Annotated in this window: 22 protein-coding genes and 1 pseudogene; 8 read left to right on the plus strand and 15 right to left on the minus strand. The window is 47.2% G+C overall.

Annotated elements, in window-relative coordinates; translation table 11 throughout:
- Positions 1 to 171 precede the first annotated feature (171 nt).
- Positions 172 to 1,323 carry an NAD(P)/FAD-dependent oxidoreductase gene (locus tag M654_RS19080; RefSeq protein ID WP_236251153.1) on the minus strand — a complete coding sequence of 384 codons (1,152 nt, stop codon included), beginning with the start codon at positions 1,321 to 1,323 and terminating at the stop codon, positions 172 to 174.
- Positions 1,307 to 1,564 (minus strand): YfhJ family protein, encoded by a 258-nt coding sequence (locus M654_RS19085; protein ID WP_026589522.1) that lies wholly within the window; start codon positions 1,562 to 1,564, stop codon positions 1,307 to 1,309. Before M654_RS19085 ends, M654_RS19080 begins: the two co-directional genes overlap by 17 nt.
- Positions 1,565 to 1,693: 129 nt before the next feature.
- Here M654_RS19085 and M654_RS19090 point away from each other — a divergent pair, with 129 nt between their 5' ends.
- On the plus strand, positions 1,694 to 1,843 hold the full coding sequence (locus M654_RS19090; RefSeq protein WP_003179924.1) for a small, acid-soluble spore protein K: 150 nt from the start codon (positions 1,694 to 1,696) through the stop codon (positions 1,841 to 1,843).
- A 26-nt stretch (positions 1,844 to 1,869) separates the two neighbouring features.
- On the plus strand, positions 1,870 to 2,040 hold the full coding sequence (locus M654_RS19095; protein WP_077735286.1) for a YpzG family protein: 171 nt from the start codon (positions 1,870 to 1,872) through the stop codon (positions 2,038 to 2,040).
- A gap of 28 nt (positions 2,041 to 2,068) precedes the next feature.
- Here M654_RS19095 and M654_RS19100 read toward each other — a convergent pair whose 3' ends face one another.
- Both M654_RS19100 and recX read right to left on the minus strand, forming a co-directional pair.
- Positions 2,069 to 2,383, minus strand: coding sequence for a YfhH family protein (locus M654_RS19100; protein WP_026589523.1), 315 nt, complete (start codon positions 2,381 to 2,383; stop codon positions 2,069 to 2,071).
- Positions 2,384 to 2,387: 4 nt separating this feature from the next.
- On the minus strand, positions 2,388 to 3,179 hold the full coding sequence (gene recX, locus M654_RS19105) for a recombination regulator RecX (RefSeq protein WP_026589524.1): 792 nt from the start codon (positions 3,177 to 3,179) through the stop codon (positions 2,388 to 2,390).
- A gap of 65 nt (positions 3,180 to 3,244) precedes the next feature.
- On the opposite strand from recX, the gene M654_RS19110 reads away from it, so the two are divergent.
- The 4 genes from M654_RS19110 (at position 3,245) to M654_RS19125 (ending at position 5,364) form a co-directional block, all read left to right on the plus strand.
- Positions 3,245 to 4,147, plus strand: a complete 903-nt coding sequence (locus M654_RS19110) for a TIGR01777 family oxidoreductase (protein WP_035428763.1) — start codon at positions 3,245 to 3,247, stop codon at positions 4,145 to 4,147.
- A 234-nt stretch (positions 4,148 to 4,381) separates the two neighbouring features.
- On the plus strand, positions 4,382 to 4,921 hold the full coding sequence (locus M654_RS19115) for a GNAT family N-acetyltransferase (RefSeq protein ID WP_026589526.1): 540 nt from the start codon (positions 4,382 to 4,384) through the stop codon (positions 4,919 to 4,921).
- 65 nt (positions 4,922 to 4,986) lie between these two features.
- Positions 4,987 to 5,100, plus strand: a complete 114-nt coding sequence (locus tag M654_RS19120) for a YfhE family protein (RefSeq protein WP_077735289.1) — start codon at positions 4,987 to 4,989, stop codon at positions 5,098 to 5,100.
- 69 nt (positions 5,101 to 5,169) lie between these two features.
- On the plus strand, positions 5,170 to 5,364 hold the full coding sequence (locus M654_RS19125) for a YfhD family protein (protein WP_026589527.1): 195 nt from the start codon (positions 5,170 to 5,172) through the stop codon (positions 5,362 to 5,364).
- Between the two features lie 31 nt (positions 5,365 to 5,395).
- On the opposite strand, the gene M654_RS19130 is transcribed toward M654_RS19125, so the two are convergent.
- The 7 genes and pseudogenes from M654_RS19130 to M654_RS19160 form a co-directional block, all read right to left on the minus strand.
- Positions 5,396 to 5,980, minus strand: coding sequence for a nitroreductase family protein (locus M654_RS19130; protein ID WP_026589528.1), 585 nt, complete (start codon positions 5,978 to 5,980; stop codon positions 5,396 to 5,398).
- An 87-nt stretch (positions 5,981 to 6,067) separates the two neighbouring features.
- Positions 6,068 to 6,967, minus strand: coding sequence for a PhzF family phenazine biosynthesis isomerase (locus M654_RS19135; RefSeq protein WP_026589529.1), 900 nt, complete (start codon positions 6,965 to 6,967; stop codon positions 6,068 to 6,070).
- 353 nt (positions 6,968 to 7,320) lie between these two features.
- The gene (gene mprF / locus M654_RS19140) at positions 7,321 to 9,873 is read right to left on the minus strand and encodes a bifunctional lysylphosphatidylglycerol flippase/synthetase MprF (protein WP_026589530.1); all 2,553 of its coding nucleotides are present in this window, start codon (positions 9,871 to 9,873) and stop codon (positions 7,321 to 7,323) included.
- 183 nt (positions 9,874 to 10,056) lie between these two features.
- The gene (locus tag M654_RS19145) at positions 10,057 to 10,593 is read right to left on the minus strand and encodes a YfiT family bacillithiol transferase (RefSeq protein WP_026589531.1); all 537 of its coding nucleotides are present in this window, start codon (positions 10,591 to 10,593) and stop codon (positions 10,057 to 10,059) included.
- A 6-nt stretch (positions 10,594 to 10,599) separates the two neighbouring features.
- Positions 10,600 to 11,220 carry an NUDIX hydrolase gene (locus M654_RS19150; protein ID WP_026589532.1) on the minus strand — a complete coding sequence of 207 codons (621 nt, stop codon included), beginning with the start codon at positions 11,218 to 11,220 and terminating at the stop codon, positions 10,600 to 10,602.
- 11 nt (positions 11,221 to 11,231) lie between these two features.
- Positions 11,232 to 11,808, minus strand: a pseudogene (locus M654_RS19155) (NAD(P)H-dependent oxidoreductase).
- Between the two features lie 197 nt (positions 11,809 to 12,005).
- Positions 12,006 to 13,481 (minus strand): extracellular solute-binding protein, encoded by a 1,476-nt coding sequence (locus M654_RS19160; protein WP_026589534.1) that lies wholly within the window; start codon positions 13,479 to 13,481, stop codon positions 12,006 to 12,008.
- 54 nt (positions 13,482 to 13,535) lie between these two features.
- Here M654_RS19160 and M654_RS19165 point away from each other — a divergent pair, with 54 nt between their 5' ends.
- Positions 13,536 to 14,381 carry an AraC family transcriptional regulator gene (locus M654_RS19165; protein WP_051290468.1) on the plus strand — a complete coding sequence of 282 codons (846 nt, stop codon included), beginning with the start codon at positions 13,536 to 13,538 and terminating at the stop codon, positions 14,379 to 14,381.
- Here the strand turns inward: M654_RS19165 and M654_RS19170 are convergent.
- The 4 genes from M654_RS19170 to M654_RS19185 form a co-directional block, all read right to left on the minus strand.
- Positions 14,378 to 15,925: a glycoside hydrolase family 43 protein gene (locus tag M654_RS19170; protein WP_026589536.1), complete on the minus strand. Its 1,548-nt coding sequence runs from the start codon at positions 15,923 to 15,925 to the stop codon at positions 14,378 to 14,380. The genes M654_RS19165 and M654_RS19170 overlap by 4 nt on opposite strands.
- 1 nt (position 15,926) lies before the next feature.
- On the minus strand, positions 15,927 to 17,498 hold the full coding sequence (locus M654_RS19175; protein WP_236251154.1) for a glycoside hydrolase family 43 protein: 1,572 nt from the start codon (positions 17,496 to 17,498) through the stop codon (positions 15,927 to 15,929).
- A gap of 157 nt (positions 17,499 to 17,655) precedes the next feature.
- Positions 17,656 to 18,525 (minus strand): VOC family protein, encoded by an 870-nt coding sequence (locus tag M654_RS19180; protein WP_026589538.1) that lies wholly within the window; start codon positions 18,523 to 18,525, stop codon positions 17,656 to 17,658.
- A gap of 26 nt (positions 18,526 to 18,551) precedes the next feature.
- A complete protein-coding gene (locus M654_RS19185; protein ID WP_026589539.1) occupies positions 18,552 to 18,974 on the minus strand; it encodes a DoxX family protein in 423 nt (140 codons plus the stop codon).
- A gap of 224 nt (positions 18,975 to 19,198) precedes the next feature.
- Here M654_RS19185 and M654_RS19190 point away from each other — a divergent pair, with 224 nt between their 5' ends.
- Complete coding sequence (locus tag M654_RS19190; RefSeq protein ID WP_026589540.1) at positions 19,199 to 19,534, plus strand: winged helix-turn-helix transcriptional regulator; 336 nt, start codon at positions 19,199 to 19,201, stop codon at positions 19,532 to 19,534.
- Positions 19,535 to 19,875: the final 341 nt, after the last annotated feature.

Here is a 19,875-nt window from a genome sequence, read left to right on the forward strand (position 1 = left end):
ATACTAAAACGGCAGGATACTCAGACATTTTTCAGGAGCACCCCATCAAAAGGGATTCGTGGGCATGCTGCACTATTTTTTACAAGATTATTTTGTCATTATATCAGACATCTATGAACAAGTGGTAAAAAAATGATATTACAGAAAAAGAACAAGGGTTTGTTTCCCATTTTATAAGATTTGCCTTAATGGGCTGTATTTTTCCACAGCAAATTGCGGGTCTTCACCGCATGCTAAGGCAGCGGCCAATAACCCCGCATAAGGGCCAAATGTCAAACCTGACGGCCCAAAGCCAGTCGCTGCCACCAGACCTGTGTCCTGAATGTTCCCGAGCAAGGGAAGCAAATCCTTGGTCAGGGGCCGAAAACCGACCCTGACTTCGCTGACTTCCGCGCTGTGCAGCCCAGGCGCAACAGATAAGGCTTCCTGAAGCACCTCCTGCAATCCTCCTGCCGTCATCCTGTAATCAAATCCCGAACCGGTTTCTCTTGTGGCTCCGGCGACAACGCGGGATCCGGCGAATGTCACGATGTAATGGTCTGTATCCGGCAAAATAACCGGCCACTTGTCAGTGTCTTGATCAGGTATCTTTAAATGAACAATCTGTCCGCGCTGCGGCTCCAGATGAAGGTGTATCCCCAAAGGTTCCAGCAATCGATTCGTCCAGGCGCCGGCAGCCAGCACGACCGTATCGGCGGAAATCAACCGTCCGCCAGCCCTGACCCCTTTTATGCGCCCCTGTTCAAATGACAGCGCCGCTTTTTCGCTTAACATGACGGCTCCATGCTTCCTTGCCGCCTGCAGAAGGGCATTTCGCAGCAGATGCCCGTCAACGCGCGCGGCACCTGTTATAAGAATCGCTTCCATCCCGTCGGCAAGCGGAGGAAAAAGCTGTTTCGCTTCATCATTCGATAAGCGGGTGATTTCGCCGATTGCGGCCTTATCATCTGTTTGTTCTCTCAATTTTCTTTCAATTTGATCGAGTGCTTCGGCATCTCGAGTGACCCGCAGGGCGCCCGTTTTTTCATATCCCAAGTCACCCGCTCCGTCTTCTTTAAGTTGTGCAACAAGTGAGGGATAATATTCGGCCCCGGCTTTCGCCAAACGTTCCCAATCTTCACTTCTGGATGAAAACCACGGACAGATAATGCCCGCTCCCGCCTTCGTCGATTGGCCTTTATGCCCTTCATCCAGAACCGTCACGTCCGCTCCTTTTTTCACAAGATGATATGCTGCGCTTGCACCGGCAATCCCCGAACCAATGACGATCGCTTTCATCTCATCATTCCTTTCTAAAAGAAACGTTTTAATGGAGAAGTCCATGGTCTCCTGAGAACAAATTTTCAACTTCTGTTTCAAATAAGTGCAGATGGCTGCCGTAGTGATCAATCCAGTCCAAAACAACGCGCTCTGTCAATTCATTTCCTCCGGGCCGGCCGCTTTTGGCAAATGCCGCCTCGAAGTCATCCAACAGACATTCAATCCATGTTCTGGCTTGCGCATAGCTCAGCATATGATTCTTTTCCAGAAGCGCATTTGTCAGCCTTTCAACTTGTGCTTCCACCTTGAACTTTCCCCCCTTTCCTTAGGAAAAAACTTTCTTTTTGAAAACACCGTCCATTTCATATACTAACCTTACGTCTTCTGAAGAGAAGACGCAAACATTTTGGATTTATGGGAGGAGCCTATAAAGATGCGGAATAAATCGAGAGGCTTTCCGAATATGAACAACAACAAGTTTGAAGGCGAGCCCCGGGCCAAAGACGATTTTGCTTCAAAGCGCCCTGACGGAAGCACGAATACTCATCCGCAGGAACGAATGAGAGCTTCCGGCAAACGCTAAAATTTTCTCGGATGGAGTGATGTTCTTTGTGTGCCAACCGCAAACCGTATACAAACGATTTTGATCAGATGAAAAAGCAAAACTATCCGCAGCCATGGGCTAATACGAAACATGCGCGGTCACAGGTAAACGGTGAGACACAGCAGACACAGGACCTCATCATACTCGAGCGCAATACGAATATTCGCACAAGATAACAAAACGGGAAAAGGGTTAAGCCGTGTCTTAATCCTTTTCTTTTAACAAAGAAATCGGCAGAGCCTCTTCATGATCTGGTGTGCCCAGCCGGTGCCCCCAGGCGAAAACACCGTTTAAATAGCGGATGAAGAAGTCTTCGCCCGCATCTATAATGTCGTAAACGCGGCCCGGTTTAAAATCGGCCGGATCGAGAAGATAGGCTTTCGCCATCGCAATTTTACGCTCGTGAACGGCAAGCTCGTTTACAATGCCCATTTGCTCAGCCTTTCTCGCCTTTTCCGTTAAAATCCCGATCTCTCTCCGCAATTCCTGCTCCGTCATTTCGCTGTATCTTTTCTCCATGTTCTCATCCCTTTTCATCTAGAAATTGATCAATCATGTCTATGGAAAAGCCTTTTCTAAACAAATACTGCTTGACCTTCATTTTCGTTTCATATGAACCGTCATAACCGCAGCGTTTCATGGCTTTTTCCCCTTGTTTGTCAAGCGCTTCTCTTTCCGCATCGTCATTGTTTTCATAATCCGTCTCCAACAGAGCGGCCGAAATGACGTCGATGGAGAACCCCTTTCGCATAAGATGTTGTTCGATGGCCTGTTTCGTTTCTTTAGAGGAAAGTTTTTTTCCTTTTTTCAGCATCTTTTCAGCGTGCTTAACCGCGGTTGCAACCTGTTCGGAAAACGTAAACGAGCTTAACGCTTCCTGGATGTGTTCTTCATCAACCCCTTTTAATTTCAGCTCTCTGTATAGAACATCCGGCCCTTTGCCGCTCGTTTTCCGGTGGGTGCTCACGAAAGCTTGGGCAAATTCCCGGTCGTCCAAATATTTGTAGTCATTCAGCATATGAATGATTTCTGTGATCGCAGAATCCGCGACTCCCTTTTTCTTCAAGTGGTCTTTGACTTCTTTTGTCGAGCGCATTCTGTAGGACAAAAAATCAAGCGCTTTATGAAAGCCTTTTTTAATTTCGTCGCCATACTGGATTTCGATGATGTCCAGCTCATCAAGCTCTTTTCCTTTTCGCAGATCAAACTTGACGAGAACATCAAGGTCAACGCTGAAGGCGTATTTTTCATCAAGAAAAATATTGACCCGCTCTTCATTGTTTTTCTGGGCAGAAATTTTTGTTATATACGGCATAAAAGCTCCCTTCTTTCGTTTTCTTCTTTTAGAATAAGGTAAAGGATCTCCAAAAGGGAGTGATCATGGTGAACATTGTGATTGCCGGCGGGACTGGCTTGATCGGAAAGCATCTGACAAAGGCTTTGACCGCCGCGGGACATCACGTTTATATTCTATCAAGAAATCCGGAGGAAACCGAACAAAAAAACCTCTCTTATGCAGTTTGGCAAACTCGCGGCGCCAGACCCGAAACAGAACTGCCCGGCATCGATGTCTGGATCAATCTGGCGGGAAAATCGCTTATTGGCCGCTGGACTGAAACCATAAAAGCGGAGATTGCCAACAGCCGCATCCGTTCTGTACAGGAATCGGCCCGGATCATTCAAAAGTTGAGTGTGAAGCCAAAAGTCTTTATCCAGGCAAGCGCCGTCGGCATCTATGGGACGAGCCTTTTTGACACATTTACAGAAAAAGCGCCCGCTTCAGATCAGGACTTTCTCAGCCGGACGACAGCCGCCTGGGAAAGCGAGGCAAAACAAATCGAAGCGCTTGGCATTCGCACCGTCTATGTACGTTTTGGCATGGTGCTCGCCAAAAGCGGCGGAGCACTCTCTAAAATGACGCTTCCCTATTCGCTTTTTGCAGGCGGGCGCATCGGTTCAGGCCGCCAGTGGATCCCCTGGATCCATATTGATGACGCCGTCGGGATCATTAAAACGGCGATCAACGATTCGGAGCTGTCGGGTCCGCTTAATGCCACGGCGCCGAACCCCGTCCGGATGGAGAGGTTCGGCAAAACAATCGGCAAAGTCAAAAAGCGGCCCCATTGGCTCGCGGTACCCGCATTCGCCATCAAAGCCGTTCTTGGTGAAATGAGTCTGCTTGTGTTAAAAGGACAGCGCGTCGTACCGGAAAAGTGCCTTTTAAATGAATACCGTTTCCTGTACCCCGATTTGGAAGACGCGTTGCGTGATCTTCTTCTATAGGGCTCAGGTTTTTCAGCAAAAGCCTTGTGGCTTTTTGTTTCCCCTCTGCGTAAAATGTAGAAATCGCCAGCATTGCTGTGAATAGGGAAGGCAAATGGTGCGCCGCCAGTTTTCTGGTTTAGTGGGTTCGATTCCCACCCCGAATTTTTTAATGTAAGCAAGAAACAGCGGATGTGATCCGCAATTAAAAAATTTCGAGGGTGGGTACCGCCCTCACGTTAAGGAGGGGCTGCCATGCTGAAAAAACGGGACTTGTCCGACTGTGCTGCGCTTTTTGAATTGATGATCCACCAGGAGGTCTTCCCTTTTGTAAAACATAAAGCAAAAACCGTTGAAGAATATATGTTTCACGTCAAAAATGTGATCGAAGAAGAGGAAACGGGAAAGCTGATCTCCAGAACGATTGTCGATGAGTGGGATAATCCGATCGGCTGTATCAGCTTGTATGAAATCGAAGAAAATGAAGGGTTTCTGGCTACTTGGCTCGGCAGGCCCTTTCATGGAAAAGGCTATAATCAACAGGCGAAAAACTTATTCCTCTGCGAGCTTTTTTATGAAAAACACATTGAAACGGTATTGATGAAAATCAGAAAAACAAACACGCGCTCCCTCAAAGCGGCACAAAAGCTTCCATACGCGATTCAAGCGGATGCCGGAAGGCTGAACAGCGCACATCAAGACACATTTCATCTGTTTAAAATCCCCAAAGATTTGTACACGTTATACAGTATGCGAACCTTTGAAGACGAAAGCCGCAGCCTAAAAGAAGCTTAAACTGTATAAATGCCGCGGAAACGGACAGCCTGTGAATAGTCTATATGTGTTAGGAGGCAATAAACATGGCTGACAAGAAAAAACGGGAGCGCTTCAAAACCTCACTGAACAAAACGCAGGAAGTCAGATATTCGCGGGAATTCAAAAGAGCCGAACGCGCCGCCAGGGAAAAATCATAATGCATAGCGGCGGTCTGATCAGCGAACAATAATATCGACCGGCTGATTTTTGATTGAGGAGTGATCACTTTGGGCAGAAATGCAATCCACAAAAACCGGGATAAAAATAAACAAAAGCTTCCTCAAGTTCCTGATCAGTATAAAAAAGAAACAGACGGTGTTTATGAGGAATATTCAGCTGAGCTCGCTGATCAGGATGACCGCGAAGCGCGGGCCCGTATGGAGGCCGCTGACAAACGCGCAAAACAGAGGCAGTCAAAATAAAAATAAGGCCTGGGAACACCGGGCCTTATCTTTATGCTAATTCGGTCAGAAGCTGCTTTGCGGGTGTCCTTGTTTGCAATTTAGGAATTTCCGCCGGATAGCCGATCTGCAAAATCGCGGCAAACCGTTCATTGCTGTCAAGACCCATTAATTGCTGAAGCGTTCGATTATAAAGCACCTGTCCGCTTTTCCACACCATCCCGATCCCTTTTTCCCAGGCGAGAAGCTGGAGGTTTTGAATCAAACAGCTGACAGCTGCAAAATCATCATTTCTGACCCGTTCATTTTCATCTTCCTTCAAAATGACAAAGAGAAAAGCCGGAACACTCATAATATGGTCCCTGAATTTTTTGATTTGTTCTTCAGACCTATCGGGCTTAATCTCTTGGAATGCCTTATCTAAATTGTGGGCATGCTTCTGTTTTCCGCTTTCGGTCCCGACATAAATAAACCGCCACGGCTCTGTCAGCTTATGGTTTGGCGCATAAACCGCGTCTTCCAGCAGCTCGAGAACCAGTTCCTTCGACACCGGGTCTTCTTTGAATTTCCGAATCGTTCTTCTATTTCTGACGCAATCGCGAACACTATTTTTTTCCGTCTGCAGAGTGTCGTTCATTTTGCCGCCCCCTTAAGTGAAAATGATTATCATTGTTGATTATAAAGTTTTATATTCCTGTTTGCAACTCATTGAAAATGGCGGCGATCATACTTCAAACATTTTCTTTTCCGCAAAAACGGCTGTTCCGCTCATTTGCACCTTCATATGTCCGTTCTTTTCAAAAACCGCAATTTTAACCTTTCCGTCTTTGCCGATTTCCCGGCCTTGTTCGATTAAAAATTCCGTTTGCCCGTCCCGGCAGTATGCGCCTCCGTATGTCCTCATGTAAGCGCCCATCACTCCGGAAGCGGTTCCTGTAACAGGGTCTTCCGTGGTGCCGGAGTAAGGCGATGAAAAATGCCGGCCGTGAAGGTGACAGTCCTCGTGCATCGTTTCCAAGCAGAACGGATGGACTGACGCGCGCGGCATATCCGTTAAGATGGCGGGAAATTCAGCTTGATCCGGTTTCATCTTCCGGCAGGCCGCTAAATCTTTAACAGGCACTAGCAATGTCCAAATTCCCGTGCTTCCATATACGATGGGCAATGCTTCATGAAAGTCTGCTTCTGTGATTCCGAGGGCTTCCGCCAATTTGGCCCGGTTTCCCGTAAATGGCCGAAATTCCGGCTCAGCCTGCTCTAATGTGACAAAAAAGCGCTTCTCTCCGTCATCATCTCCCGTTTTGATGAAAAGATTGCCCGCTTTTGTTTCTATTCTCAGCTCCATTCCGGGTTTGACCCCGCCTTTTTCATAGAGCGCATAAAGCGATGCTACAGTCGCATGACCGCACAGATTCATTTCATGTCCGGGCGTAAAATAGCGGATCCGGATGTCGGCCGTCTCGCTCGGCAGTAAAAAAGACGTTTCGCTATATCCGGTTCTTTCGGCGATCTCCTGCATCTCACTTTCTATCAGATGCTCCGCGTCAAGAACCACCCCGGCCGGATTTCCTTTATTCACCAGCTTTGAGAATGCATCATATCTGAGTACCTCGACAAGTTTCATTTTCATCCCCCATTTGTCCTGTCCTGGCCTTTCCAATCATTTGCAGTATACCTGCTTTGGCAGATTCCAACAACTTTTATGTACAAAAAAGAGCCGCTGCAAACGGCTCTCAGATTGTTGACAAAATCCCAAAACGGCTTTTAGTTTTGGGATTTTGTCATCCTTCTTTCAGCGTGACCCTCAACCCTTGCAGTCTAGGAAGGCCGAGCATCGGCACAGCACAGGATGTGATGACGGCGGCGTTCAGGCAGGACGCCTGCGCAATTATCCGCCGGTCCTCGTTATCTTTCGTGAGCACCGACGCGCAGAATGCGAGGGTTTGTCGACAAGCTGAGAGCCGCTGCAAACGGCTCTTATTTCTTTCTCCTCCCAATCAGCCTTGTCACGAGAATCATCGTCACAGGAAGGGATCTGTTTTTTCGGTAAGCCAAATATTTTCCACGCCAAACCGGTTTATATTTTTCCTTAAAGGATCTCAGCCCGCTGAAGCTGTACATATAGCTGACATTGTTGAAAATGACGGCGGCGAGCCGCTCCGTCCAAAACGATTGAAAGGATGTGCCCACATTTGAAAGCGGGGCCATCCCCATATTAAATGTCGTATAGTCCTCTTCTTTTGCCCATTGAAACAAATAGATGAACAGTGCGTCCATGATGCCTTTCGGCGCTTTTTCAGAGTAGCGCATCAGATCGATGGAGATTTCGCCTTCGCGGTACATCGGCATGATATTCATAAATGCGACGATTTCACCCGCTTCATTTTTTAAGACGGCGATTGACGCTTTTTGCAAATATTCTTCTTTAAAAAACCCTAATGAAAACCCTTTTTCCTTTTTTCGTCCGAGCCATTCATCAGAGATCTTTCTCAGTTCATCAAGGAATTCTTGCGAAAACGGCGGCTGTTCGACATGGAATGTATAGCCTTCCCTTTCAAAGCGGTTGTATATCGCTCTTAAGCCCGCCCGTTTTTTCCCGCTGATTGTAAATGTGTTGAGATCGATGATCGCCTCTTCACCAAGCTTGAAAAAACGGTAGCCAAAATCGTGGTAGAGCGCCATGTGCTCCCGTTCAATCTGATAGAACGTAACAAGATAACCTTTTTGATCGGCCAAATGGAGAAACTCTTTTAAAATAAGCGGAAAGGATTCCTTCCGGCCGGAAGGATCGCCGAGAACAACGAAGCGCTGGCCGATCTTCGCAAATTGAATCAGGGCGTTTCCGTCGCTGGAATAAAAAAAGCGCTTATCCCCCAAAAAACCTAAATGGCTCAAAGCATTTCCGCCTTTTTCCTGCAAAAATGCCTCCAGCTTCCGAGGATCGGGTTCTTCGCCGACCTCTTTTGTTTTCCGATTGTACATCGTGATAAATACGGTGAAAAACAACGGAACAAAGAATAAGGCAAACCATGTCGCAAAGTTGACATGGCGGTCGCTGTGAATGAAATATTCTTTCACAAGGCTAGGACCGAGACCCTCCCAAATATTTGAGGCGATAATATTGTAATTCAACAAGGTAAAGAGAAAGATGAACGCTCCCCATGCAATCTGTCCAAATGTGTAAACGGTCCGCTCCCTCGTAAATTGTCCCCTCAATAAAATAAACAGCATAAAAACGAGAGGAATCAGAAAAACCGCGCTGATGTTAAAACCTTTAAACAGACTGAAAATAAATCCAAACGCCAAAGCGGTCAGCGTCATATAATAGGAACGCTTTGTCCTCCTGTAAAGTTCCAGCGGAAGAATAAGCATGATCAAGGCAAAGCTGAGAGACAGACCATTGAAAAACGTCAGCATGTGTTTGGATATATATGGTATCAGCGTGATCCTGTCGATCGGCAGTGCCACCGAAGCAAGAACAATCACTCCGCAGCAAAATGTGATGACGGCAAGCGAACCATTCAGAAGCCTGAAAAGCAACGCTCTATGTAAAATCAGCAGAATGTTGGTCGTTTCAATTGCCGGGGCAATAATCGGTTTTTCCTCGAGTTTTTTCATTGTATTTCCCGTCAAATCGGCCGCGGCAAAAATAAGGCCGAGGACAAATGGAATAAATGAATATGCGATCCGATAAAGGACAACAGCGGTTAGCGTGATTTCCTGATCCACTCCCAATTGATTCATGCCAATTAAAAAGAGCAGGTCGAACGAACCGAATCCGCCGGGTACGAGACTGATCATTCCGCCGACAGAAGCGATCGCAAAAACGCCGAGCACCGTTCTGGCGTCCAAATCAATCCCCATTGTCACAAGGGCATAATACACGACCGTCCCGGCTGCGAGCCACTCGATAACCGATGCGCCTAAATACGAAAAAAAGACGGGCAGCTTCAAGCCTTTTTCAACGCCGCCGCTTCTTTTCTTTTTGATGATTAAAAAAACGGCTGCAGCCGGCGCAATCACAGCCATTCCGGCAACCGTCAGAAATATCCACGCCTTCTCAAAAAGCATCCCTCCTGAGGGAAGCAGCCTGACAAGGACGAATATACAAAGGATGGACAGCCCGAGGAGGAAGGATGATGCAAGCCAGGCGATTCCCTTGATCAGCTTCTTGACATCACTGACATGCTCTTTATAGAGAATCGTCCGCAAACCGGCTCCTGACAGCCCGCCGAAGCCAAGCACATTATTGAATGAGTTGGCAATCCATGAAACCTTGATTGTTTTCCATTTGGAAATCCGCATCCCGAGGGAGCGCACCAACACAAAATCGTATAAGGACATTGCCGCAATCGCGGCAAAGCCGAGCAAAACCAATATAAAAAGGTCGATTCTTTCCACATTGTTGATAATCAGAAATGTTTCTTTAAATGATAAACCAGCCAGTTCTTTTCTTGCCTGATAGATGACAAACAAAAGAACAGCCGCCGGAAATACAATTCTTAAAACGGATAGTGCATTTTTTTTCATGAAAACCTCTTCTCTCCATGGCAATCAACTCTTACCGAACATCGGGATTAGGACATAATACCCCTATTATCTTACTGCAAATCATCCGCAAAAAAAAGCGGCTCCACCTTAAAGCCGCTTTTCCTCATCTTTTGACCACCTGTTTAAAATCAAACGAAAATACGCGAGAGAAGGCGTGCGTTTTTATCTCCATCCCATTCTGTCCCGAAGCGACGTGATATGGGCGATATGATGCTTCGAGTGCCATACATAGAGGGCCAGTGCATGATCAAGGCTGATCTTCTCATTGCTGTCAGGGTGAAGATACGCGTTTTCGAAATCGGCGTCTGTCATCGACTCAAAGAGGGCAGCCCAGCGATGATGCAGCGCATCTAAAAGCGCAATGGACAAATTGGGGTGCAATGTCCGGGCATCTGAAAGCTCAGCCCATTGTTGTTCATCAAACGTGCGGATCAGCGGCGCCTTCTCCGTCAGTGCCAGCTTGTAGCGGAGATAACCGTTCAAATGGCTGTCAGCGATGTGATGGACGACTTGCCTGACTGTCCAGCCTCCATCGCGGTACGGTGTGTCAAGCTGTGTTTCACTGAGGCCTGCCACCGCTTCCTTCAGCAATGAGGGCGCCTGCCTCAGCCTGTTAATGAATTCGGCCCGCCCGCTTTTGTTTGGCTGGAGAGGTGCGGTAAACGTTCCGATTGGATATTTGCGCCGTTCCATGTTCATTCCCCCTTAATCACAGTACACCTGATGTGAATCGTTTTTTGTCTGAAACAAAAATTCAATCTGTTCATATGTATTTCTCGCTTCTGATAACTCAGGCAAATGCTCCAGCGGGAAAAAGCCGATGTTGTTCGTTTCCATTCCGGGTTCTGCCTTTCCTCCAACAATATCACAGGCGATAAACATTTTATAGACGTGGAATGCGGAAGGCGGATGATTGTGGCACTTTTTGTCCATAACGGCCAAAAGCTTTTGCGCTTTCACCTTCAGACCGGTTTCTTCAAACGCTTCCTTGACGGCGATTTCTTTCGGGCTCAGGCCAATATCGGCCCATCCGCCCGGGAGCGCCCATTTCCCATCCGCTTTTTCCTGAACGAAGAGCAGACGGTCATCTTTAAAAATAACGGCTCTCACATCAACTTTCGGCGTTGGATAGCCTGACTCTCCGGCAAAAACGTCTTGAACTTTTAAAAAATCGGCATCTGAATATTCGGCGATGATTTCGCAGCTAATCTGACGAAGCCGCTCAAAACGCTCTTGATCAAATTCATCCTTTGTATAAGCAAGACCCGCCTGGGCGATCGCCTGCAATTCCTTTGCCCAGTCCAGCCAGTTCAGATTCTTCCTCATGAACCGTCACCTCATCCTTTCAAGATAGACTGATATACACGGTCAAGCCATCTTTTGCGTTTGGCCTCTGAGTTGTATTTTACACTTGGAAACAGCATGCGCCTGACCTGGCGAACACCGCAAAACTTCAATATGACATCTTTTACGGTCACCCAGTCCGCATTCCGCCGCCAAAACTTCAAATACCAGCCGGGAGCATCAGCCGTATAGTAAACCGAAGCGGTGCGGGCCTTGAGCAATCCCTTCGGCAGGCTTCCTTCGTATGTATAAGCCTCTCCGGCTGCAAACACGCGGTCGATGAAGCCTTTTAAGATCGCCGGCATTCCGCCCCGCCACAGCGGATAAATGAAGATGAGGTGATCGGCGTTTTTGATGATCTTCCGGTATTCGGCTGTCTCAGGATCGTTTTTCATTTCAGAGCGCCTTTTCTTTTCATTAAATATCAGCACGGGATCAAACCCCTCTTTGTACAAATCGATGACGGTGTAAGAACGCCCTCCATCCTCAAGCGCTTTGACGACTTGATCTAAGATCGCTCCACCTGAAACTGTTTGGACTGGGATGCGCAAAAATGACCGCTGTCTGCACCATGTTTTCCTCCTTTGTGATTCCTTGATGGAATTATATTGCTTTTTCGCCGGGATTTAAAGAATTTTCACTTGATTTTTCAAAAGCTGTCTTTCATTTAGAAAGACGAGTTATTGAAGTCCTTCCACTCAAAAGCTGATAAAATACAAAAAACCCTCTCCTTTCATACAGTCGTCGGGAGAGAGGTTGTCTATATTTCATTCTTTGCTCTGCCGATCTTGATTCAGCTCCTTGATGATCTCTGCGCCGCCTCGCTCTTCCCATTTATCGACTGCTTGCTGAAAGCCGTTTTCATCGATTTCTCCGAGGATAAATTGAAATGTCGCATCATCAATGATCTTTTTCAACTCTGTGCCTCGTTCCGTCTGTGTCGCAGAGTAGAGCGGTTCCGCCGGATTTAAAACGGCGATTTTCCGGTTGTCTTCTTCAAGCTTTTCATTTTTGGCGCGCAGCGGATCTTCGGCGCTTTTTAAGGCTTGGCGATTGACGCCGATGAGTTGCTGAAGCGGCTGAATGTCCGCTTCCCATAAATGATAGTTTTCTTGTTTTCTGTGATATTGACGTGTCCCTTTCTTTTCATAGTGGACGCCTTCTATTCCATACAGCATGAGGTTATTAATATCTTCTTCAGCAATCCGGTCGAAAAACGCCAGTATGTTTCTGACCTCCTCTTCTGTTTTGACGCTTGATTTTGAAATGGCGGACATGCCTCCATGGCCGCCGAGCGCCCATGTATGTTCTTTTCCGTCAGGACCCTGGATTCGATTGACGATATCAAGCTGAAAATCAGGATTTAAGCTAAGCCCCTGATCGCGCAGATTCATCGCATCGCTCATGGCTCCGATATAGATCCCCGCTTTTCCCTGGATCACGAGTTCCTGCTGCTGCGTTTTGCTTGTGACTGCAAAATCACGATTCATCAGTCCTTCGTCATAAAGCCTTTTCATATATTTCATCGCCTCTTGGTAGGCACGGCTTTTAAAATCGGGAAACAAGCTTCCATCTTGCCCTGTTCCCCACTCATTGGGCGCTCCTAAATAGGATGCCAATGTTTTGAAAGCCCCAAACGCCAGGTCATTGCGGTCGGCGAGGCCAATCGTGTCATCCTTTCCATTTTGGTCAGGGTCCTGCTCTGTGAAGGCTTTTGCGATTTGATAAATATCGTTGACTGTCTCAGGCATATCCAGTCCGAGATTGTCCAGCCAGTCTTTTCGGATTAAGACGCCCTGTCTCGCCAAAGGCCGTTCTCTATAAATCCCGTAAACTTTGCCATCAATCGAGATATTTTTTACAATGGTTTTATCAAGATTTTTTAAATTCGGGTAGTCTTTTAAATACGGACCGATTTCCCAAAACATCCCTGAGCGAAGCGCGCTTACAACCGCGGAGTCTTCAAGATTCGGCAATGTGATGATTTTAGGCATGCTGCCGCCGGCAAGCGCCGCATTGATTCTTTCTTCTTTTGTCGCATCCGGAACCCAAATCAGACGCAGCTTTGTATCTGTTTTTTCTTCAATGATTTTAAGCGCTTTATCTGAAGGCGGCTGCGGCGTATGAAGCGGAACAAGCCAGTCAAGCTCAAGGCGGGCGCCCTCTTCAGTTGCCGCCTTTTCTTGATTTGCACAGCCGGCTGATAAAGCGAAGAACAACATCAGACAAATCAGCTTTCTCATACCATCCCCTCCAATCCCGATTAGAAATCGCTTTCAAAAGGAGGAATGCCCGATATGCGTCATCCAAAATATTTTATAGACGAGCATTCTTTTTCGATTCAATATATGCATAGAAAAGGATTTACCGAGATGAACGCACCTCACGTCCATGAAAGCTATGAACTTTATTATTTGCTGAACGGAGAACGGACTTATTTTATCAATCAAAGTGTGTATACCGCTGAAAAAGGCAGCATGATCATCATCAATCCCCATGACCTGCATAGAACCTCCAGTACGGAAGTTGAGGAGTTCGAACGCATCCTCGTTAACTTTTCCCACGATTTCATCGAGCCTTTTCTTGACTCAAGCACTTATCCGCTCCTTCCGTTTCCCGAGCATACAAATTTCATCTCCTTCACGCTAAGGGAACAGACGTCTGTTGAGCAGTTGCTGATGGAGATGAAAAAGGAATGCAGACTGAAACAAGAAGGGTTTGAAGATGTCGTCAGAGCTTTGCTGCTTCAATTGCTGTTTACCATATACCGCACCTTGGCGAGCGGCAGACAAAGTGAAACCCGGCCGCTCCACCCAATGGATGAAAAAATCTCGGAAATCGCTTCATACATTCAGGCAAACTTCAAGGAAACGCTCACATTAACCAGCCTTGCCGACCTTTTTTATATCAGTCCGTCCTATTTAAGCAGGGTCTTTAAGAAAGTGACGGGCTTTCACCTTCACGAATATATCCGGCACATCCGCATCCGTGAAGCCAAAAAGTATCTGCGGGACACCGATGAAAAAATCTTGAATATTGCTGAAGAAACCGGGTTTAAGCACATCAGCCATTTCAATAAAACCTTTAAAGACATCGTCGGCATCCCCCCGCTGCAATACCGAAAAAAAAGCGGGGACGGTTAAAACGGCGTATAACGGAACCAGTCAAAATCAGCGGAAATCCTTCTTCCGCTGCCGCCATTGTTTGCATACATCCCGACCATCGTTCCGGTATGACCTTTTGCATCGCGGGAGCCCTCATCGCTTAGAAAGCTCGCGTTTTCTTGCGATCCCGCGTGATGCCAATGCTTTTCTTCATAGCTGTAATAAAAGTCTCGCTTCTGTTTATTGACGGCAGCTTTTAAGACTATCGGACCTTCTTTTGCATGTTTTTCGCCAAGCGTCTTTCGGACGCCGTGTCGGTTTTCAATCACCTTGATTTTCAGGCCGTCATCATAGATCAGACAGCATTGCAGATAATTGTTCGTGCTGTAATAGCAGGTGAGGCCTGCCTGCTCGCCGTTTTCCGATGGCGCAAAATCCAGTTTCACCGCCGCGCTGTATTGGTGATGCTTTTCTCTTCTGACGATTGTATTTTTCGCACGTATCTCGTGTAAATCGGCATCATCCGTCCACAATCTGAGAAACCCCGGCCTTTCTGTCAACGACCAGCTGGAATGGTCGGGATTTCTGACAAACTGCCACTCAGGAGCGAGCGAAGAACCTTCGAAATCATCTAGATTCTTTTCAGCCCATTTGGCTTCCGGAAGGTTCGGGGCTGATTGGATGACGCTCGGGCCGTGAAGATCGTTGATGACAAACCAGCCGTCTTTTGTCCAGCGAACAGGATCGAGTGCCGTTTCCCTGCCGAGGGTTGTGAACTTTCCTTCATTGGGCCGGCCGCAAAGGTAGACCGCCCACCATTCGCCGTTTTGCGTTTTGACAAGCTTTCCATGGCCCGCTCTTTGAAGCGGAGCATCGGGATCAGGCTGGGTTAAAATCGGATTGTACGGGCATGGCTCATATGGGCCGTACAAATGCTTGGAGCGCGCCGTCGTGATCGAGTGGCCATAACCGGTGCCTCCTTCTGCCAAAATGGCGTAATAATATCCATTCGTTCTGAGGAGGTGCGGGCCTTCCGGAGCCCTTTTCCCTGTTCCTTCCCAAATCTGCACAGGTTCGCCGATGATGTCTGTGCATTCGTCATTTAAAGGAAAAAGCGTGCAGGCCGGGCTGAGCAGCATGTAATGCTTCCCGTCATCATCGACGAAATGCGACGGATCGATGCCGCTTTCTTCATCAATGAATACAGGCTTTGAATACGGCCCTTCCGGACGGTTTGACTTGATCATGATCTGCCTGCGGATCAGCTTTTTGCCATTGATCACCGTCGGGCCGTTCAGTCTGTGCGTCGCAAAAATGTAGTACGTTCCGTCATGATACGATATGTCAGGCGCCCAAATGCCGTGTGAATCATAGATTCCGGAAAGATCCAACCCGTCGTTTTCGGTAATGCCGTGGCCGATGATCCTCCAATTGACCAAATCCTTTGAGTGGGAAATGACAATCGCCGGGAAATACTGAAAGGTGGAGTTCACCATGTAATAATCATCCCCGACTCCGATGATGGAAGGGTCGGGGTGAAAACCGGTTAAAACGGGATTTGTATATGTTTTGCTATGATTCAGGTTACCTCACCGCCTTTCCGGCGCTGACGGTGAACCAATCGATGTCACAGCAGCTTCCATCCGCTCCATCTGTACCGATATCGGTGCAAAATACGCCGACTTTGGCTCCCGTCCACACACCGGGAACGGCCTGAAATGAGCCGCCAATTTGTGTGAAATGGTGCTGATCAACGCTGTAGCTGAAGCGGCATAGTGCTTTTTCATCTGCGGTCACGCGAAGATAAACCGTCTCTTCAGTCACCGGGTGCTCCGCTGTTTTCGCGTCTTCTTGAACATCACTGATCCCGCCTTGATAAACCGCAAGTTTGTACATACCGTTTTCTTCTTTTGAAAAGCTGAGGGCTGCATATTGCTTCCCTGTGACGGCCAGTCCGGCCCTGATCGTTTCCGACAAGGCGTACAATGACAGTTTTACTGTAGCGGTAAAGCTCGGTCCCGGAAACTTCTGTGTCAGAAGATTGGGAACACTCCCAAACTTAAAGCCGTTCGACAAAGGGCGGCTGTAAAGGCGAAGGTGGTCGGGTCGAGCGTCAAGGGAATACCAATCGTCTTGCGGATTTGCTTCCCATTGCCACCAAAGCGCAAGATGTTCGGACACAAAATCATCGCTTGTTTGTTGAAAGGGCTCTTTTACATCGTCGCTGTCCGTTCCCGGCTTTTCCCATTCCAAAACCGGCTCGCCGATTCCGTCTTGATTGATATCCTCGCCCATCAAAGGCCAGCCGTCTTCCCAGCGGACAGGCTGAAGATGAACGACTCTCCCGAATGCGCCGCGGTCTTGAAAATGGATGAACCATGATTCCCCTGATTCGAGTTCCACCCAGCCTCCTTGATGCGGTCCGTTAATCGACGAGCTTCCTTGATGAAGAACAACCTTATCTTCATACGGGCCGTAAATATGCCTGCTTCGCAAAACCGTCTGCCAGCCTTTCTTCACACCGCCCGCCGGGGCAAAAATATAATAATAGCCGCCTTTCTTATACAGCTTTGGCCCTTCAATCGTCGGGTGGTTCAGCGTCCCGTCAAAGATCGTCACCCCATCGTCCTCCAAAGCCGTCCCGTCGCTTTTCATCCTGCACAAGTTCAATTTGCTTTTGATGCCGATCCTGCTGTTGGCATACGCATGTATCAAATAAGCATTTCCATCATCATCCCAAAATGGGCACGGATCGATCCAGCCTCTCGTTTCTTTCACATGTACAAGGGGTTCCCAACCTTGAAACGGATCATTTGTTTTGCTCATGAAAATTCCTTCATCAGGGGCGGCGAAAAAGACCCAAAATTCGCCGCCGTGAAAACGGATGCTCGGCGCCCATGCCCCTTTTCCGTGGGCAGGCGTCTCATACTCTCTAAAAGGAAGCTTGTCAAACACATGGCTGATCAATGTCCAATTGACCAAATCTCTCGAATGTAAAATCGGGATGCCGGGAAAACACGAAAAACTTGAAGCCGCCATGAAATAATCGCTGCCTTTCCGAACGACATCAGGGTCCGAGTAGTCCATAAACAGAACGGGATTGCGATAGCGTCCATTCCCAATGTTTGGATTCCAAACGGGCTGATGTTTTGCCACAAGTTCTCCCCCTTCGTTTTTCCAAATAAGTGAAATTCACAATTTATGTTAGCACAGGTGCTGACGCCGAATCTTTGTTATTGATGTCTGTTTTTCTCATTCTTTGCTTTTTTTGTCCTCTGTTTTTACCCACTAAAAAAGGTGAAACAGCATTGTTTCACCTTTTTTGAATCGCTAATCTGATATCAACGCCTGAAGACGGGTCTTTGACAAACCATGCGTCCGCTTTTCTCTCAGCCATATGACCGGAGCTTTCCAGCTTTTTTAATGTCCTGGCAAGCTCGGCTTCATCAGGCAGAAGGATGGTGTAGTAAGCCATTCCGGCAGCCTCGGCGGGAGCAAATGGAGCATATCGTCCGGCCCAGAGATTCAAACCGATATGATGGTGATAGCCGCCAGCAGAGACAAAAAGCGCTGACATGTTTTGATAATCCCCTGCGATACCGAACCCCAGCACAGAGTGGTAGAAATCCTTTGCCTGTTGCAGATCCCTGACATGAAAATGGACATGGCCGATTTTGGTTTCCGGGGGAAGACCTTTCCACTCCTGACTCCCGGCTTCCTCAAGAATCCCTCTCACATCAACAGGTTCGGTTCCCATCACATAATTTCCTTGTTCATCACGTTTCCATCCTTCCCGCGGACGGTCCCGATAGATTTCGATTCCGTTTTGATCCGGATCTGACAGATAAAACGCCTCACTGACAAGGTGGTCTCCCTGGCCAATGTCCATACCAATACGGAGCAGATGCTTTACCGCAAGTCCAAGCTCTTTGCGGTTTGGCAGCAAAATAGCAAAATGATAAAGGCCTGCCGCCGATCTTTCAGGCAGTACGACGGCATTCGGAATTTCTTCCAGCACCACGAGCGGATGCGCGCCGTCTGCCGTGAGTTCTGCCGTTTTGAGATCACGTTTTAGGATTTGAAATCCGATCATGTCTCGGTAAAAAGAGATCGATTTTTCAAGGCTTTTCACCTTCAGTTTGACATATCCTAGCTCTGTTTCTGGATGGATTTGCTGGGTCATCGGTTTTTTCCTTCTTTCTCGCTGTTTTATTCCACAGACAATCCTTCTTGACGGTTTGCGCGGAACAAGCGGTCCAAAGCCAGCATGCCGCTTCCGTTTAAAGCAAGGTAAACAGACATGGCAAGCAGCGCTACATCAAATTCATAGCCTGCTCCTCCGTCAGATCCCATAAATCCGGCAGACAGCTTCACTGTGAAAATCGCACCGAGCATCACAAGCGCAAATAAGATTCCGATGACCCGTGTACCAAGACCGAGAATCATCAAAGCTCCTCCCAGAAGCTCAATAATGGCCACGACATAAGCAAGAAACCCCGGAATCCCGACGCTCGTGAAAAATCCTGCAGTGTTTTCAATACCGCCTTGAAACTTGGAAATACCATGAAGCAAAAATGTAAGACCTGTTACCAATCGTAAAATGAATGCGCCAATTTCGTATTTGTTGTTCATTATAATCTCCTTTTTTTCATGTTTTATGAAGAAAACAATACCTCCCGACAAGCATCGACTTATCAATCTAGCAACACATCATCACCATGTGATCCTCCTTTTTTCGTTCGTTACTTACTTTGTGTAAGTTAGTATATATAAATAACAAACTTACGTCAAGTCATTTTATGACCTTTGCTCAATTATTGATCTACGTTATAATAGACCTAGAGAGGTGAGGAATAGTGAGCCTATCATCTTTATGTCCCAAATTTGAAAAAGGAATGAAAATGATAAGTCAGCGCTGGAACGGATTGATCATTTACCAGCTTCTAAACGGCCCGCAGCGGTTTTGCCATATAGAATCGTCCCTTCCCATCAGCGGAAGGCTGTTGTCAGAAAGATTAAAAGAACTGGAACATGAAGGCATTATCCACCGCCATGTATATCCTGAAACCCCGGTGCGGATTGAGTATTCTTTAACTGAAAAAGGACAGGCTCTTGAATCGGTCCTTAAAGGAATGGAAACGTGGTCACATGAATGGGTCAAGCTTGATGACCCGAAAGAAAAAGAATCATAGCGCAAAAAAGGCAAGCATTTTCATGCATTGCCTTTTTTTTGTCCGTTTTTAATTTTTCCTTAAGTCAATTATACGCTTTCAAACCGCAAAAATACCGTTTCCCCTTTTCTGCGGTTTTTCAATTCATGGTATATTGAAAGAGCAAAAAGGGAGGTGAAAAAGATGAGCGCGGCGCTCGAACAAACCATCCGAACCATATTCAAAGAAGAGCTCCATCCCTTTAAAAAAGAGCTGGTATTGATTAAAGATGAGGTTTCTATGATCAAAAAGGACATGACTTCCCTCAAAAGCGAGGTCAGCGGGCTGAAAAAAGAGGTTTCTTCTCTTAAAAGCGAAGTCGG

It is taken from the genome of Bacillus sp. NSP9.1 (genome assembly GCF_000465465.2).
In the GTDB taxonomy this organism is placed as follows: domain Bacteria; phylum Bacillota; class Bacilli; order Bacillales; family Bacillaceae; genus Bacillus; species Bacillus sonorensis_A.